General features: G+C 59.6%; 15 protein-coding genes. 5 read left to right on the top strand and 10 right to left on the bottom strand.

Annotation, left to right across the window (positions count from 1 at the left end; genetic code table 11):
* Positions 1–31 precede the first annotated feature (31 nt).
* Genes AAIA72_RS16140 through AAIA72_RS16125 form a run of 4 tightly spaced genes read right to left on the bottom strand, consistent with a single transcriptional unit; the run spans position 32 to position 2,280 of the window.
* Positions 32–466: a secondary thiamine-phosphate synthase enzyme YjbQ gene (locus tag AAIA72_RS16140; RefSeq protein ID WP_369601307.1), complete on the bottom strand. Its 435-nt coding sequence runs from the start codon at positions 464–466 to the stop codon at positions 32–34.
* A gap of 4 nt (positions 467–470) precedes the next feature.
* Positions 471–680, bottom strand: coding sequence for a DUF2905 domain-containing protein (locus tag AAIA72_RS16135; protein WP_369601306.1), 210 nt, complete (start codon positions 678–680; stop codon positions 471–473).
* A gap of 2 nt (positions 681–682) precedes the next feature.
* Positions 683–1,318 carry an oxidoreductase gene (locus tag AAIA72_RS16130; protein WP_369601305.1) on the bottom strand — a complete coding sequence of 212 codons (636 nt, stop codon included), beginning with the start codon at positions 1,316–1,318 and terminating at the stop codon, positions 683–685.
* Positions 1,315–2,280 carry a D-2-hydroxyacid dehydrogenase gene (locus AAIA72_RS16125; protein WP_369601304.1) on the bottom strand — a complete coding sequence of 322 codons (966 nt, stop codon included), beginning with the start codon at positions 2,278–2,280 and terminating at the stop codon, positions 1,315–1,317. Before AAIA72_RS16125 ends, AAIA72_RS16130 begins: the two co-directional genes overlap by 4 nt.
* 57 nt (positions 2,281–2,337) lie before the next feature.
* Here AAIA72_RS16125 and AAIA72_RS16120 point away from each other — a divergent pair, with 57 nt between their 5' ends.
* From AAIA72_RS16120 to AAIA72_RS16100, 5 genes are all read left to right on the top strand, one after another.
* Complete coding sequence (locus tag AAIA72_RS16120; protein ID WP_369601303.1) at positions 2,338–4,209, top strand: 7TM diverse intracellular signaling domain-containing protein; 1,872 nt, start codon at positions 2,338–2,340, stop codon at positions 4,207–4,209.
* 157 nt (positions 4,210–4,366) lie between these two features.
* Positions 4,367–6,289: a PrkA family serine protein kinase gene (locus AAIA72_RS16115; protein WP_369601302.1), complete on the top strand. Its 1,923-nt coding sequence runs from the start codon at positions 4,367–4,369 to the stop codon at positions 6,287–6,289.
* A gap of 12 nt (positions 6,290–6,301) precedes the next feature.
* A complete protein-coding gene (locus tag AAIA72_RS16110; RefSeq protein ID WP_369601301.1) occupies positions 6,302–7,615 on the top strand; it encodes a YeaH/YhbH family protein in 1,314 nt (437 codons plus the stop codon).
* A 34-nt stretch (positions 7,616–7,649) separates the two neighbouring features.
* Positions 7,650–9,176, top strand: coding sequence for a SpoVR family protein (locus AAIA72_RS16105; protein WP_369603022.1), 1,527 nt, complete (start codon positions 7,650–7,652; stop codon positions 9,174–9,176).
* 60 nt (positions 9,177–9,236) lie between these two features.
* Positions 9,237–9,509 (top strand): hypothetical protein, encoded by a 273-nt coding sequence (locus AAIA72_RS16100; protein WP_369601300.1) that lies wholly within the window; start codon positions 9,237–9,239, stop codon positions 9,507–9,509.
* Positions 9,510–9,798: 289 nt separating this feature from the next.
* Here AAIA72_RS16100 and AAIA72_RS16095 read toward each other — a convergent pair whose 3' ends face one another.
* The 6 genes from AAIA72_RS16095 to rbfA all read right to left on the bottom strand — a co-directional run bounded on the left by AAIA72_RS16095 (position 9,799) and on the right by rbfA (position 16,214).
* Positions 9,799–10,311 (bottom strand): hypothetical protein, encoded by a 513-nt coding sequence (locus AAIA72_RS16095; RefSeq protein ID WP_369601299.1) that lies wholly within the window; start codon positions 10,309–10,311, stop codon positions 9,799–9,801.
* A 503-nt stretch (positions 10,312–10,814) separates the two neighbouring features.
* Positions 10,815–12,311, bottom strand: a complete 1,497-nt coding sequence (gltX, locus tag AAIA72_RS16090; protein ID WP_369601298.1) for a glutamate--tRNA ligase — start codon at positions 12,309–12,311, stop codon at positions 10,815–10,817.
* A 4-nt stretch (positions 12,312–12,315) separates the two neighbouring features.
* A complete protein-coding gene (pnp, locus tag AAIA72_RS16085; protein ID WP_369601297.1) occupies positions 12,316–14,424 on the bottom strand; it encodes a polyribonucleotide nucleotidyltransferase in 2,109 nt (702 codons plus the stop codon).
* A gap of 151 nt (positions 14,425–14,575) precedes the next feature.
* Positions 14,576–14,845, bottom strand: a complete 270-nt coding sequence (gene rpsO, locus AAIA72_RS16080) for a 30S ribosomal protein S15 (protein ID WP_369601296.1) — start codon at positions 14,843–14,845, stop codon at positions 14,576–14,578.
* Between the two features lie 63 nt (positions 14,846–14,908).
* Positions 14,909–15,829 (bottom strand): tRNA pseudouridine(55) synthase TruB, encoded by a 921-nt coding sequence (gene truB, locus AAIA72_RS16075; RefSeq protein WP_369601295.1) that lies wholly within the window; start codon positions 15,827–15,829, stop codon positions 14,909–14,911.
* Complete coding sequence (gene rbfA, locus AAIA72_RS16070; RefSeq protein WP_369601294.1) at positions 15,816–16,214, bottom strand: 30S ribosome-binding factor RbfA; 399 nt, start codon at positions 16,212–16,214, stop codon at positions 15,816–15,818. Before rbfA ends, truB begins: the two co-directional genes overlap by 14 nt.
* Positions 16,215–16,223 lie beyond the last annotated feature (9 nt).

Here is a 16,223-nt window from a genome sequence, read left to right as displayed (position 1 = left end):
CTGAATCTGCTGATTATGGGCACGGACCGGCTCAGGTGTCCACCTCTGCCGCGCCCTGCAGGGTCACCAGCAGACGCCGTGCTCCCCCGCGGTAACGATGCTCGCACAGGTAGATGCCCTGCCAGGTACCCAGCGCCAGACGGCCTTCGGACACAGGAATCAGCAGGGAGGCGCCCAGCAGGGAGGATTTGACGTGTGCCGGCATGTCGTCCGGCCCTTCGAGCGTATGGGCATACCAGGGTGCATTCTCCGGCACCAGATGGCTGAAGGTGGCTTCCATGTCGGACCGGACGGTGGGATCGGCATTTTCATTGAGCGTCAGGGACGCGGACGTATGCAGCAGGAACAAGTGACACAACCCCACACGGAAACGGGCCAGCTCCGGTATGGCCGCCTCCACCTCCGGCGTGATGAGATGAAAGCCCCGCGGGCGGGGCTTCAGCGTCAGGGTTTTCTGGAACCACATGACATCACCGCCCCGCCCCATTGAACAGCCACAGCACCGCACTGAGCACCAGACTGATCAGCAGCATGGTGGTAATGGGCATGTAGAACCGGAAGCCCGGGCGTTCGATCACGATATCCCCCGGCAACCGGCCAAGCGGCAGATGCCCCAGCCAAGGCCAGAGCAGGCCCAGAATCAGCAGAAACAGCCCCAGAACAATCAGCAACTTCTGCACGGTCAGCCTCCGTTGATGATCTCCGCATTTTCGATGATCTCCACGCCCGGCGGCCCCTCCAGCGCTGCAAGCATGGCGTGGGCAATGGCCTCGGGCGTGACCGGCTTGTAACGATCCGGTATCAGCGGCCGCACCACCCGGGACAGCTTGCGTCCCAGCCATTCTGCAGGCCGGAACTCCTCACGCTCCGCATCGATGAGCGAGGGCCGCACCAGCACCAGGCGTTCAAAATCCATGTCCTTCAACTGTTGCTCCACCCTGCCCTTGACCTGCAGGTAGAATGCCGGCGCCCCCGGATCTGCCCCCATGGAGCTGTTGAGCACAAACGTCCGCGCCCCGGCCTCCCAGGCCTTGCGCGCCGCCGCCAGCACCAGGGTTTCATCCACGACCCGGAAGGCTTCGCGGCTGCCCGCCTTGCGCAGGGTCGTGCCCAGACAGCAGATCACTCCGTCCACCGACCAATGAGGGCTGTCCGGCAAGGGTACGGTCATGGGCCAGACCGGATTGACCAGCCCCCTGTGGGCCGGCAGGGGCCGGCGTGTGGGGGCCACGACTTCCGCGAAGCGTCCCGACGCCAGCGCCTGAGCCATCACTTCCCGCCCCACCGCACCGGTCGCGCCCAGAATCATGAGTTTCATGGGGTGACCTCCAGTATTTTCAAGCCGTTGCGAATATTCTCTGCGGTCCGGTCAATGAGCCGCTGCCGGGCTTCCCGGCTGACCCAGGCACAGTGAGGTGTAATGAGCAGATTGGGCAGCCCCGCATCCAGCAGCGGATTGCCGTCCCGCGGTGGTTCGCTGGACAGCACATCCAGCCCGGCACCGCCAAGGTGTCCGGATTTCAGCGCATCCAGCAAAGCCGGCTCGTCGATGAGACCGCCGCGAGCGGTATTGATCAGCAGAGCCCCCGGTTTCATCAGCGCCAGCGTCCGCGCATTGATCATGCGCTCCGTTTCCGGGCTCAGGAGGCAATGCAGCGAGAGGACATCCGCTTCGGCCAGCGCCGCATCAAAGGGCAGGTATTCGACGCCCTTGCGCACACCGCCCGGCTGACCGGGCCGCGAAGCCACCCGCACCGTCATCCCCAGCGCACGGCAGACACTGGCCATGCGCTGACCCAGATCGCCGTATCCCACCACCACCAGGGTCTTGCCCGCCACTTCCCGGACAGGATGATGCATCAGGCAGAACTGGCTGGCCTGCTGCCACATTCCGGCCCGCACATCCTGAACGTAGTCCACCAGGCGCGTACAGAGCGCAAGCATCAGGGTCAGCGCATGCTGCACTACTGCATCCGTACCATAGTGGGTCACGTTGAACACCCGGATGCCCAGTGCCTGTGCTGCCTCCAGATCCACATTGTTCATCCCGGTGGCCGTCACCGCGATGACGCGCAGGTCCGGACAGGCCTCCAGCACCTCACGGCTCAGGATCACCTTGTTGACGATCGCCACACCGGCACCGGAAAGGCGCTCTGCCACCTGTTCCGGGCAGGTCTGTGGCCAGCACACCAGCTCCACGCCGGTCCCTTCCAGAGGGGAGAAATCCAGATCCTCCCCCATGCTTGCCGCATCCAGAAAAACTGCCTTCACGTTTTGCATTCCCGTGTCATTTATCATCTATACTGACGGTCATCCACCTTAACCGATCCGCATGGAATGACAAGCTTTCTCAAGGTTCTCACAGTACTGCTCCTTGCGCTCGGCCTGAATGCGCAGGCGAGCCAGCACCGGGAACCCGCTCTGCGGCTCGGCAATCAGCAACAGGTGTATGTGGCCAACCAGATCTGGTATACCCAGGCATCCCCGGATGCCGATCAGATTGACCGCATCCTTGCCCGGGATGACCTGTCCTGGCAGAAAAACCGGCAGGACGTGCTGAACTTCGGACTCGACAATCAGCCCTGGTGGCTGAAACTGCGGCTTTACAACACCACCGGCCAGCCGCTTCAACGGTTGCTGGAAGTGGCCTACCCCCTCCTGGATCACGTGGACCTGTACGTGGTCGCCGAAGGCCAGGTCGTGACCGTCTATCGCTCGGGTGATGCGCTGCCCTTTTCCCACCGCCCGATCCGGCATCGCAACTTCCTGTTTCCGTTCGAACTGAAACCCGATACGGACTACACCCTCTACCTGCGCGTGCAGACAGAAGGCAGCCTCCAGGTGCCGCTCATGCTCTGGTCACCCCAGGCCTTCTTTGAGGCCGATCAGGTACCTCTCATGCTGCAATCCGCCTTTTTCGGCCTGCTGGTGATCATGGCGGCCTACAACTTCATGCTGTTTCTCTTTCTGCGTGACCGCGCCTTCCTGTATTACACCCTCTATATTGCATCCATCGGACTGGTTCAGCTGGATCTGCATGGTTTTACCCGGCAGTTTCTGTGGCCGGAAGCCGCCGAGTGGGGGCAGTTGGCCTTTGTCATTCTGGCTTCTCTGGCAACGGTGTTTGCCACCACCTTTTCCTATCGCTTCCTGAACTTCGGCATACGCCCGGGCATTCCCGGCCGGCTGATTCAGGGCGGCATCCTGCTGGGGCTGATCTGTCTGGCAGTCGCCCTTTTTGGCAGCTACCATACGGCCGTCATGCTGATTCTGCTGGCCATCTTCGTCGCCTCCCTCATCGGCATTGGCGTGGGTGGCTACCAGTGGCTGAGGGGCGTGCAATCCGCCCGCTACTTCACCCTCGGCTGGCTCGTATTTCTGCTCGGCAATATTCTCATTTCCCTGAGCAAGGGCGGCATACTGCCCCGGCTGCCGGAATTCGAGTATGCGCCCCAGGTGGGCGTGGCACTGGAGGCACTGCTGTTCTCCATCGCACTGGCGCACCGCGTCCAGGAAGAGCGCGAACAGCGGTTGGCCATGCAAAAACGCCTGGTGCAGCAGGAGCGGGAACTGCGTGAAGCTCAGGCCGCCACATTGCGTGCACGGGAGCACTACGCCCGGGAAATGGAAGACCGCCTGGAACTGCGCAGCCGCCAGCTTCAGGATGCCATGAGCCGCCTGTCCAATGCCCAGGAAAAGCTGCGACACATTGCCACCCTCGACCCGCTGACCGGGCTGCGCAACCAGAGTTATTTCAACGACACCCTGCGAGAGGAGTGGAACCGTTGCGCCCGGGCCATTTCCCCGCTGTCACTCATCCTTCTGGATGTGGACGATTTCCGCGACATCAACCAGAAACACAGCGCCCTTGCCGGCGACGAACTTCTGCGCCAGATAGCGCGGGTACTGGAAACACGCGTGCAGCGTGCCGGCGACAGCCTGTTCAAGCTGGACGGTGACCGTTTTGCCCTGCTGCTGCCCCACACACCACTGGAAGGGGCCATGCAGGTCGCCGAAGAGCTGTGTGACCGGATCGGCCACCGTGTCTTTGACGTGGAAGGCGAACGCCTGCATGTGACGGTCAGTGCCGGCGTATCCTCCGAACTGGCCAGCCAGGAGCCGGGCTGGCAGCAACTGGTCAACGCCGCCCGGGATGCCTTGTCAGAGGCCAAGGACCTGGGCGGGAGCCGGGCTGCCTTCAGACTCTGACCCTCATCTGTACAATTTGTAACCGCATCGTCATCTTCCTGCCTGTCCAATGGTCAAAAGCTGAACTATTCTGAAGTTGAAGGAGTCAGATTTATCAGACCCATTCCGGATCTGAGGCACAGGGAGATTGCCGGTTTCAGTCACGAGGGGAGGACCTATGACCATCTTCAACCAGTTCATGAGCCGCTATGAATCCCGTCAGGAGGAGGAATATTCGCTCGAGGAATATCTCGAGCTGTGCAAGTCCGATCCCACGGCCTACGCCTCGGCCTCGGAGCGCATGCTCATGGCCATCGGTGAGCCGGAACTGGTGGATACCTCGCGTGATCCACGCCTGAGCCGGATCTTCTCCAACAAGGTCATCAAGCGCTATCCGGAATTCAGCGAGTTCTACGGCATGGAAGAGGCGGTGGAAAACATCGTCTCCTTCTTCCGTCACGCCGCCCAGGGGCTGGAAGAGAAGAAACAGATCCTCTACCTGCTGGGCCCGGTGGGTGGTGGCAAGTCCTCGCTGGCAGAAAAGCTCAAGTCCCTGATGCAGAAGGTGCCGTTTTACGCCCTCAAGGGCTCGCCCGTGTACGAATCCCCCCTTGGGCTCTTCGATCCCAAGGAAGATGCGGACATTCTGGAAGAACAGTACGGCATTCCCAGACGCTACCTGAACTACATCATGTCGCCCTGGGCGGTGAAGCGCCTGCACGAATTCGGCGGGGATATCCGCAAGTTCAGGGTGGTCAAACTCTATCCGTCCATCCTGGATCAGATCGCCATTGCCAAGACCGAACCCGGTGACGAAAACAACCAGGACATCTCCTCGCTGGTGGGCAAGGTCAACATCCGCATGCTGGAAGACTTCCCCCAGCACGACCCGGATGCCTACAGCTTCTCCGGCGGCCTCAACAAGGCCAACCAGGGCATTCTCGAATTCGTGGAAATGTTCAAGGCTCCCATCAAGGTGCTGCACCCGCTGCTCACCGCAACCCAGGAAGGCAACTACAACACCACCGAAGGCATGAGTGCCGTGCCCTTCGAGGGCATCGTTCTGGCCCACTCGAACGAGTCCGAGTGGCAGGCCTTCCGCAACAACAAGAACAACGAAGCGTTCCTCGACCGGATCTATATCGTCAAGGTCCCCTACTGCCTGCGGGTGACCGAAGAGATCAAGATCTACGAGAAGCTGATCCGCAACAGCTCGCTGGCCGGTGCCCCCTGCGCCCCCGATACCCTCAAGATGCTGGCCGAGTTCACTGTCCTGTCGCGCCTGAAGGAACCGGAAAACTCCAGCATCTACAGCAAGATGAAGGTCTATGACGGCCAGAACATCAAGGATACCGATCCCAAGGCCAAGTCCATTCAGGAATACCGGGACGCTGCCGGCGTGGACGAAGGCATGGACGGGCTGTCCACCCGCTTCGCCTTCAAGATCCTTTCCAAGGTGTTCAATTTCGACACCACCGAAGTGGCAGCCAACCCGGTACACCTGCTCTACGTGCTGGAAAAGCAGATCGAACAGGAACAGTTTCCCCAGGAAGTCCAGGACCGTTATCTGCGCTTCATCAAGGAATACCTGGCGCCCCAGTATGTGGAATTCATCGGCAAGGAAATCCAGACTGCCTATCTGGAATCCTACAGCGAATACGGGCAGAACATTTTCGACCGCTACGTCACCTATGCCGACTTCTGGATTCAGGATCAGGAGTACCGGGATCCGGAGACCGGCGAGATCTTCAACCGCTCGGCCATCAACGACGAACTGGAGAAGATCGAAAAGCCCGCCGGCATCAGCAATCCCAAGGATTTCCGCAACGAAGTGGTGAACTTTGTACTGCGCGCACGGGCCAACAATGGCGGCAAGAATCCGTCCTGGCTGAGTTACGAGAAGCTGCGCACGGTCATCGAGAAGAAGATGTTCTCCAACACGGAGGACCTGCTGCCGGTCATCTCCTTCAACGCCAAGGCCTCCGCGGAGGACCAGAAGAAGCACAAGGATTTCGTGAACCGCATGATCGAACGGGGCTACACCGAGAAGCAGGTCCGCCTGCTCTGCGAATGGTACCTGCGCGTTCGCAAATCCCACTGACGGGGAGGTTCCATGACCGGCTCGCACATCATTGACCGGCGGCTGAACGGCAAGAACAAGAGTGCCGTCAACCGCCAGCGCTTCCTGCGCCGCTATCGCGAACACATCAAGAAAGCGGTGGCGGATGCCGTGAACAGACGCTCCATCACGGACATCGACCGGGGAGAAAGCATCAGCATCCCCAAGCGCGACATCAGCGAACCGACCCTGCATCACGGCAAGGGGGGCCGGCGCAGTGTCGTGCATCCCGGCAACAAGGAATTCGTCACCGGCGACACCCTGCCCCGTCCGCCGGGTGGTGCCGGAGGTGGTGGTGCCGGACAGGGTCAGGCCAGTGACAGCGGCGAAGGGTTGGACGAGTTCGTGTTCCAGATCAGCCAGGACGAATTTCTCGATTTCATGTTCGAGGACCTGGCCCTGCCCAACCTGGTACAGAAACAGCTCAAGGAAGCCTCCAATTTCAAACTGGTGAGAGCCGGCTACACCACCCAGGGCACTCCCGCCAAGATCAACGTGGTGAGATCCATGCGTGGCGCCTACGCCAGGCGTCTGGCCTTGTCCGGAAAGAAGCGCAAGGAACTGCGGGAACTGGAGGCCGAACTCGAAACCCTGCGCAACCTGCCCGCCAGCGACGATCCGGCCCTGGACACCCGTCCCCGGATCGAGGAACTGGAAGCGCGCATCGAAAAGATCAAGCGCCGGCTCAGCCACATCCCCTTTCTGGACGAAATCGATATCCGCTACAACCGGCACGTCAAGGAACCCCAGCCCGCCACTGCGGCAGTCATGTTCTGCCTGATGGACGTTTCCGGTTCCATGAGCCAGCAGCACAAGGACATCGCCAAGCGTTTCTTCATCCTGCTCTATCTGTTCCTCAAGCGGAACTACAAAAAGATCGAGGTGGTCTTCATCCGGCACCACACCAGTGCCAAGGAAGTGGACGAGGAAGAGTTTTTCTACAGCCGGGAAACCGGGGGCACCATCGTCTCCAGTGCACTCAAGCTGATGAAGGAAATCATGGATGATCGCTATCCGGCCAGTGACTGGAACATCTATGCCGCCCAGGCCTCGGACGGCGACAACTGGAACGACGACTCACCCCGCTGTGGTCAGCTGCTGGCCAACGACATCCTGCCCCGCTGCCAGTTCTACTCCTACATCGAAATTACACCCCACGACCACCAGATGCTCTGGTACGAGTATGAAAAGCTGGCCGCCAGATTCAGGGAGCGCTTCGCCATGCAGCAGATCGTCGATGTCTCGGACATCTACCCGGTCTTCCGCAAGCTCTTCCGCAAACAGGAGGTGGAGCATGTCACCGCGTGACGACACCGGCATCACCGATCGGGACCGCCAGGGCATGGGGCAACCCGGCCGCCGCCCCATCTCCACCGGATCGGAATGGACCTTCGAGCTCATCGAAGCCTACGACCGGGCCATTGCCGCGCTGGCGGAAGAATATGGCCTGGACACCTACCCCAACCAGATCGAAATCATCAGTGCCGAACAGATGATGGACGCCTACTCATCCGTCGGCATGCCCGTAGGCTATCACCACTGGTCATTCGGCAAGCAGTTCCTGCAGACAGAGAAGCTCTACAAGCGCGGGCAGATGGGACTGGCCTACGAGATCGTCATCAACTCCAATCCCTGCATCGCCTACCTCATGGAAGAAAACACCATGATGATGCAGGCGCTGGTCATCGCCCACGCCTGCTACGGCCACAACTCCTTTTTCAAGGGCAACTACCTGTTCCGTACCTGGACCGACGCCAGCGCCATCATCGACTATCTGGTCTTTGCCCGCAATTACATCGCCCAGTGCGAGCAACGCCATGGCGTGGAGACCGTGGAAGCCTTTCTGGACTCCTGCCACGCCATCATGAACCAGGGCGTGGACCGCTACCAGCGCCCGCCGCCCATCTCCGCAACAGAGGAAGCCCGGCGCCAGCAGGAACGGGAAGAATACCTCCAGCGCCAGATCAATGACCTCTGGCGCACCATTCCCGCACCCAAGGCGCAACCGGAGTCGGAGCAAACCCGTCGCTTCCCGGAGGAGCCCCAGGAAAACCTGCTGTACTTCTTCGAGAAAAATGCGCCCTTGCTGGAACCCTGGCAGCGCGAGATCATCCGCATCGTACGCAAGCTGGCCCAGTATTTCTACCCGCAGCGCCAGACCCAGGTGATGAACGAAGGCTGGGCCACCTTCTGGCACTACACCCTCATCAACAGCCTCTATGACAGGGGGCTGGTGACCGACGGGTTCATGCTGGAATTCCTGCAGAGTCATACGGCGGTCATCTACCAGCCCCCGTTCGACAGTCCGTGGTACAGCGGCATCAATCCCTATGCGCTCGGTTTCAACATGTTCCGAGACATCCGCCGGATCTGCGAAAACCCCACGGACGAAGACCGGAAATGGTTCCCGGATATCGCCGGATCGGACTGGCGGGAAACGCTGGACTTCGCCATGCGCAACTTCAAGGATGAGAGTTTCATCCTGCAGTTCCTGTCACCGAAACTGATCCGGGACTTCAAGCTCTTCTGCATACTGGACGATGACCAGCGCGAAGAGTACGAGATCACCGCCATCCATGATGAAAACGGCTACCGGGCCGTGCGTGAGCAGCTCTCGAAACAATACAACCTGAGCTACCGCGACCCGAACATCCAGGTCTGGAACGTGGACATCCGCGGCGACCGCTCACTGACCCTGCGTCATACGCCACAGGACCGCATTCCGCTGCATCCCGAAGACACTCAGGAAACGCTGCGGCACATTCACCGCTTGTGGGGGTTTGATGTGAAACTCTATTCCGTGGACGAGGACCGGATCGTGGCCAGTTATCACTGTCCGGAGAAGAAACCGGCGGAAGATGGGGATTAGAAAGTGGGGAGCAGGTCACCGGCCATCTTCACCAAACCAAATTTTTGGAGGAATATTTATATGTGGGAGATCACTCAAAAACCATGGCATGTAGCCAACCCTGAAAAAATTTGCATCAGTGTTCGGAATTCAGATACTGGCGATGAGATGACATTCTGTATCACCAATATAGCCGCAAACGATAGTTTTGGTGTCCCAGATACGCCCGAAAATGCTGAAGACCAGTTATTAAAACACCTACAGCGCTTGGCAGATTTGGCCTTTCATAAGAAGCAAGAGGACCCTGACTGGGATACAATAATCTCTAAAGATCTTAGAAACTGGTTGGTCTAGCATGGATTGGGCAAAACACTCTAAATGGTCATTAGACATACCCCAAAACTAAGATTTAATATCTTGGGCGATTAGGGTCAACGAGCCTGAACCGAACCAAGCCCGGTGTCATCCGGAGGGGACCTCAGGATCGCAGATCCGCAGTCCCCGGAGGATGGCACCGGGCTTGGTGATTGATCTTCCGGTTACGATACGGGTTGAAGACTTCTCTGCAAACTCTCAGGCGAAGCAGTCAGCCTGATTCAGACCAAAGCCGGATGCGCACAAATCCCCCCATGAAAATCCATCACTACTTGCCTCCCAGCTTTCCAATCACGTCCATCAAACGGCTCTCAGGGCCTTGCATGATCAGATGATGAATCTTCAGGGGCTCAAAAACGTACAGATGACCAACCTGGCGCTCCGGGTCATAAACGGAGTAGATCGAAACATCTCCTGCGTCTGTCCTGTTAACATGCCCTTTTTCAATACCCAGTATCCTGGCTTGTTCGTCTGCCAGCGCCGCAAGCCAGCCCGGCAAGTGTCGTCGTTTCTGTGGGTCAAACATCGCGATGATGTAGTCCCGTTCGATGCCCGTCAGGTTAATCTGGGTATACATCTCGGCCGGGTTGACGACCTCGTGCATCAGGGACCAATCACTGTATTTCATGATCAGCATACGTTCGGAATGAGCCAGTGTGAGGGGAGCGTCCAACTCAATCCTGAGACGATCAGACAGCACGAGTGTTTGAGCAAATGCAGGCTGAACCAGAACCAAAGATAGCAGGCAGGCAACTGACAGGTAACGAAAGATTCTCTTCACGGTCACTCCTTTGACTTGCGGAAAAATAATCCTCTTTGCGAGCTTATCGGATTGCCACCGATGAGCAATCTGCCAATTGGGATAGGCTCAACCCAATAGCCCCGCACAAAACGAACCCCGGTGCCATCCGGAGGGGACCTCAGGATCGCAGATCCGCAGTCCCCGGAGGATGGCATCGGGTTTGGTGATTCATGCTCAGGGTGCTGAGGCAGGTTTCACGATAATGAAGAGGGAGGCACGCCTTGGGCTTGTGGACAAAAGAGCCGCCTCGCAATTGCAAGGGATCGTTACCGATAAGCAATCTGCCAACCGGGAAAAGCTCAATCCGATAGCCCCGCACACAACGAAGCCCGGTGCCATCCGAAGGGAACCTCAGGATCGCAGATCCGCAGTTCCCGGAGGATGGCACCGGGCTTGTCCAGTACGTGAAGGCGACCTCGGATCCGCAGTCCCCGGAGGATGACACCGGGCTTGTGATGTGAAGGCAAAAGCGCGGCGAACGGTTACCCGTCGCCTTGCGTCAGTTCTGCGTACGCCTTCTCCGCCTTCTTCAGACCTTTCTTGGACAGGCCGCCCAACACCTCATTGAGCGCATGCCGCAACCGGGCACGGCTCATGTCCGGGCCCAGCCACTCCATGGAATCCACCACGGACCAGGAGTTGGGCGTTCCGGCAATGGCCACGAAGATGGGTGCCATGAAATCACCGATCTTGATGCCCATGCCCTTGGCCAGCGCCTTGAGATCCGCGAAGATGTTCTCCTTGGTCCAGTGACGCTGCGCTTCCAGACGCCAGAGGGCAAACTGGAGCACCAGCTTCACCGTATCCGGATCCAGCTTCTTGTGTTCGAAGTCTGCTTCCGTCAACGGCAGCATGCCGGAAAACAGGAAGGCGCTCATTGGTGCCACGTCGGAGAAGGTGTGGATCCGTCCCTTGACGTGAGGCACCAGCGGCATCAGGCGCTCGCGGCGGAATGACCAGTCCAGCAGGCGTTCGGCAAAGGCGTCATCATCCAGCTCCTCCCGGATCCAGACACCATTGAGCCAGCGCAGCTTCTCCACGTCGAACACCGGTCCGCCCAGCGACACCCGGTCAATATCGAAGTGCGCGATCATCTCGGCCAGCGTGAACTTTTCACGCTCGTCCGGCATGGACCAGCCCATGCGTCCCAGATAGTTCAGCAAGGCCTCGGGCAGCACGCCCAGGCGCTCGTAGAACAGGATGCTGGTCGGATTCTTGCGCTTGGACAGCTTGCTCTTGTCCGGATTGCGCAACAGGGGCATGTGACACAGCTCGGGCATCTCCCAGCCAAAGTACTCATAGAGCAGCTTGTGCTTGGGTGCCGAGTTGATCCACTCCTCGCCCCGGATCACGTGGGTGATACCCATCAGATGGTCGTCCACCACGTTGGCCAGATGATAGGTGGGCATGCCGTCGGACTTGAGCAGAATCTGCGCATCCACCAGCGCCCAGTCCAGCTCGATCTCGCCACGCAGCCGGTCCCGGATGACACAACGGCCGCTCTCGGGCACACGCATGCGGATCACATACGGATGTCCTTCGGCCTCACGGCGTGCCTGCTCCTCAGCCGGCAGTTCCAGATCCGAAGGCTTGAGCGCGCGCGTCTGACCCTCGGCACGGATCTGCTCCCGCAGGGCGTCCAGTTCCTCAGGTGTCCGGTAGCACCGGAAGGCGTGCCCCGCCTCGACGAGTTGCTCGGCGTACTGGCGATAGATGTCCTTGCGCTCGCTCTGCCGGTACGGCCCATGCGGGCCGCCCACGTCGGGGCCCTCGTCCCACTCCAGCCCCAGCCAGCGCAAGGCATCCAGAATCGCCTGTTCGGACTCGGCCGTGCTGCGGGTCTGATCCGTGTCTTCGATACGCAGCACGAATTGCCCGCCATGCTGGCGGGCAAAACAGAGGTTGAACAGCGCGATATAGGCGGTACCCACATGCGGATCACCGGTGGGCGACGGCGCAATACGCGTGCGAACCGTCATGAACTCAGCCCTCCAGCTCCGCCTTGTCCGCGTCGGTCACCTCCTTGATGGACAGCTTCACGCGGCCGCGCTGATCCACATCCAGCACCTTCACGTAAACCTCTTCCCCTTCCTTGAGGTAATCATTCACATCCTTGACACGCTCCTGGGCGATCTGGGAGATGTGCACCAGTCCGTCCTTGCCCGGCAGGAAGGTCACAAATGCACCGAATTCCACGATGCGCGCCACCTTGCCCTTGTAGACCTTGCCGATTTCCGCTTCCGCAGTGATTTCCTGGATGCGGTACAGGGCGTCATCTGCCGCCAGAGCCGTGTCGGCATAAATGCGCACCGTGCCGTCGTCCTCGATGTCGATGGACGCACCGGTTTCCTCACACAGCGCACGGATGGTAGCACCCCCCTTGCCGATGACGTCACGGATCTTGTCCGGATCGATCTTGATCTGCACCATGCGCGGCGCCGTATCGGACAGTCCTTCACGCGGTTTGGCGATCACCTTCGCCATTTCACCAAGAATGTGCAACCGGGCTTCATGGGCCTGCGCCAGTGCGATTTCCATGATCTCTTCCGTGATGCCGTTGATCTTGATGTCCATCTGCAGGGCCGTTACGCCTTCCGCGGTACCGGCCACCTTGAAGTCCATGTCACCCAGGTGATCCTCGTCACCGAGGATATCGGTCAGCACGGCATAGCGGTCGCCTTCCTTGATCAGGCCCATGGCAATACCCGCCACCGGTGCCTTGATGGGCACCCCTGCATCCATCAGTGCCAGGGATGAACCACACACACTGGCCATGGACGAGGAGCCGTTGGACTCGGTGATTTCGGACACAGCACGGATGACATAGGGGAAGTCATCCTGGCTCGGCATCACGGCCTGCACACCACGGCGTGCCAGACGACCATGACCGATTTCACGGCGGCCGACGGAGCCCAAGCGGCTGACTTCACCCACGGAGAACGGCGGGAAATTGTAGTGGAACAGGAAAGGCTCCTTGCGCTCGCCTTCCAGGGCATCGACGATGAGTGCGTCACGGGCCGTACCCAACGTCACGGTCACCAGCGCCTGGGTTTCACCGCGGGTGAACAGGGCGGAACCATGGGTACGCGGCAGTACACCGATTTCACAGGTAATGGGCCGCACGGTACGGGTATCGCGGCCGTCAATCCGGGGTTGGCCGGAAAGAATGCGCTCGCGGACGATTTCCTTTTCCAGCTTGCCGAAGTAGCTCTTCACCTCTTCCGCGCTGTACTCACCCTCTTCCGGAGCCAGCTCGGCGATGGCCTGATCACGCAGCTCACCCAGACGCGCATAGCGCTGCATCTTGTCCGAAATGGTGTAGGCCTCGGTAATGGCGGCGGCGTACTTCTCTTTCACCAGCGTCTTGAGCGCCTCATTTTCTGCCGGCGGCGTCCAGTCCCACTTCTGCACATTGGCTTCGGCGGCAAACTCGTTGATGGCCTGGATCACGCACTGCATTTCTTCGTGGGCAAACAGCACGGCACCCAGCATTTCGTCTTCCGACAGCTCCTTGGCTTCGGATTCCACCATCAGGACAGCATCTCCGGTACCGGCCACAACCATGTCCAGGCGGGAATGCTCCAGCTCATGATTGGCCGGGTTGAGGATATAGCCCTTGTCGTCCGTGTAGCCGACGCGGGCGGCGCCGATCGGCCCCTCGAAGGGGATGCCGGACACGGCCAGCGCTGCCGAGGCACCGATCATGGCGGCGATATCCGGATCGTGATCCTTGCTGGCGGACATCACGGTACAGATAAGCTGTACTTCGTTCATGAATCCGTTGGGGAACAGGGGGCGGATGGGGCGGTCGATGAGGCGGGAGGTCAGGGTTTCCTTTTCGGTCGGACGGCCTTCACGCTTGAAGTAGCCACCGGGAATCTTGCCCACCGCGTAGGTCTTTTCCTGATAGTGAACGGTCAGCGGGAAGAAGCCCTGTCCTTCCTTGGCCTCCTTTGCCGCCACAACCGTGGCCAGTACGGCTGTGTCGCCCATGGTCACCATGACGGCACCGGTGGCCTGCCGGGCAATCCGCCCTGTTTCCAAAGTTACTGTTGTCTGGCCATATTGAAACGTTTTACGGATGGGATTCACGGTGACTCCTTTAAAGTCTTGATTTCTCTTTCTTGCTCATTCAATTCAAATATATGATGCGGCCACAAACGCCGCAAGCCAGCAGGGTCTCCCCTGCCGGCACTGCGTAAAACCTGTCGGGGCAGGCACAGCCCGCCCCCACTGAAAAAGCTTAGCGACGCAGACCCAGACGCTTGATCAGATCAGCGTAACGATCGGTGCTCTTGCCCTTGAGGTAGTCGAGCAGTTTGCGACGCTGGTTGACCATGCGGATCAGACCGCGGCGGGAATGGTGATCCTGCTTGTTGTTCTGGAAGTGCTCCTGCAGCTTGTTGATGTTCGCTGTCAGCAGTGCCACCTGAACTTCAGGAGAACCGGTATCGCCTTCTTTGGTCTGGTATTCCTTGATGATTGCTGCTTTTTCTTCTGCACTCAGTGCCATGTGATCGTACTCCGATGAATATGCCAATGAATCCGGCACCGGCCACGCATATCTGCAGCCGGGCTAGAGGTTCAGTATCTGAAGATAGTCCGTACTGACCAGCCGTCGCGAGCGCAATTGCGCGCCTTCCGCAATACCCAGTCCGATGAACTCGCCCCCGGGGCCGTACAGTCGTACGTCTCCCGCTTCAGAACGGGGCGTTATTGTAACCGGTTGCCCATGGAGAAGCGAGTGCTTTTGCGCCGAATCCAGCACCTGAACCGGCAGATGCTGAACCAGCGTGTCCACGGGCAACAGATAATCTTCCGGTGCACCACATTCGCTCAGCACATCCAGCGGAACGGCCTCACTGACCTGCAATCCGGCCACTTCCGTCCGCCGGAGCTGTTCCACGTGAGCACCGCAACCCAGCACGCGCCCCATATCCTCCACCAGCACACGGATATAGGTCCCCTTGGAGCACCGTACGGTGACTTTCAGACGCTCATCATCCACCCACGCCAGATTGAGCGCATGGATGGTCACGGGCCGTGGTGCGCGTTCCACCTCCACCCCCTGGCGAGCGAGCTTGTGCAGCGGGGTACCCTTGTGCTTCAGCGCCGAATACATGGGCGGAATCTGCTCGATCACACCGCTGAAGCGGCGAACCAGATCATCCAGATCCACCTCGTGCCGAAGGGGAACGGGCCGGGTGTCCAGCACCTGACCGTCAGCATCACCGGTGTCCGTCGTCTGTCCCAGGCGGGCTATGGCTTCGTAGCCCTTGTCCGACTCAAGCAGCACATTGCCGAACTTGGTGGCCTCTCCCAGACAGACCGGCAGCAGGCCGGTGGCCAGCGGATCCAGCGCTCCCGTATGCCCGGCCCTGGCCGCCTGAAAGCACTTGCGCACCCGTTGCACCACCGTGTGGGACGTCATGCCCTGAGGCTTGTCCACCAGCACAACGCCATGCACAGGTCTGCCGCGAGACTTACTCCTGGCCATCGTCACCACTGGATTGACCATCCCGCGCACGCGCCTTCGCAATGAGGCGGTTCATGCGCTGAGCGTAGCTTACACTTTCATCATAGTGAAAGCGCAGCTCGGGCATGACGCGGATCTTGATGCGCCGGCCCAGTTCACTGCGCAGGAAACCTTTGGCCCCCTCCAGAATCTCCAGGGACTCCAGTGCCGCCTGCTCATCGTCCATGTCCCGGGTATTGAGCACCGTGACATAAACGTCCGCGTACATGAGATCCTTGCTGATGCGTACGGCGTTGACCGTCACCATGCCCAGGCGGGGGTCTTTCAACTCCCGCTGGATCAGGACGGCCAGCTCCCGCTGCACCTGATCGGCAACCCGATCGGTCCGACTGAATTCACGTGCCACAGGCGCCTC

Origin of the sequence: Thermohahella caldifontis (genome assembly GCF_041153465.1) — a bacterium.
GTDB lineage: Bacteria > Pseudomonadota > Gammaproteobacteria > Pseudomonadales > Oleiphilaceae > Thermohahella > Thermohahella caldifontis.
This window is presented reverse-complemented; position numbering and strand designations above follow the sequence as displayed.

Excerpts from the sequence above, each read along its gene's own strand:
- AAIA72_RS16140 (WP_369601307.1), bottom strand. The coding sequence starts at position 466 with ATGTGGTTCCAGAAAACCCTGACGCTGAAGCCCCGCCCGCGGGGCTTT.
- AAIA72_RS16130 (WP_369601305.1), bottom strand. The coding sequence starts at position 1,318 with ATGAAACTCATGATTCTGGGCGCGACCGGTGCGGTGGGGCGGGAAGTG.
- AAIA72_RS16125 (WP_369601304.1), bottom strand. The coding sequence starts at position 2,280 with ATGCAAAACGTGAAGGCAGTTTTTCTGGATGCGGCAAGCATGGGGGAG.
- AAIA72_RS16120 (WP_369601303.1), top strand. The coding sequence starts at position 2,338 with ATGACAAGCTTTCTCAAGGTTCTCACAGTACTGCTCCTTGCGCTCGGC.
- AAIA72_RS16115 (WP_369601302.1), top strand. The coding sequence starts at position 4,367 with ATGACCATCTTCAACCAGTTCATGAGCCGCTATGAATCCCGTCAGGAG.
- AAIA72_RS16110 (WP_369601301.1), top strand. The coding sequence starts at position 6,302 with ATGACCGGCTCGCACATCATTGACCGGCGGCTGAACGGCAAGAACAAG.
- AAIA72_RS16105 (WP_369603022.1), top strand. The coding sequence starts at position 7,650 with ATGGGGCAACCCGGCCGCCGCCCCATCTCCACCGGATCGGAATGGACC.
- AAIA72_RS16100 (WP_369601300.1), top strand. The coding sequence starts at position 9,237 with ATGTGGGAGATCACTCAAAAACCATGGCATGTAGCCAACCCTGAAAAA.
- gltX (WP_369601298.1), bottom strand. The coding sequence starts at position 12,311 with ATGACGGTTCGCACGCGTATTGCGCCGTCGCCCACCGGTGATCCGCAT.
- rpsO (WP_369601296.1), bottom strand. The coding sequence starts at position 14,845 with ATGGCACTGAGTGCAGAAGAAAAAGCAGCAATCATCAAGGAATACCAG.
- truB (WP_369601295.1), bottom strand. The coding sequence starts at position 15,829 with ATGGCCAGGAGTAAGTCTCGCGGCAGACCTGTGCATGGCGTTGTGCTG.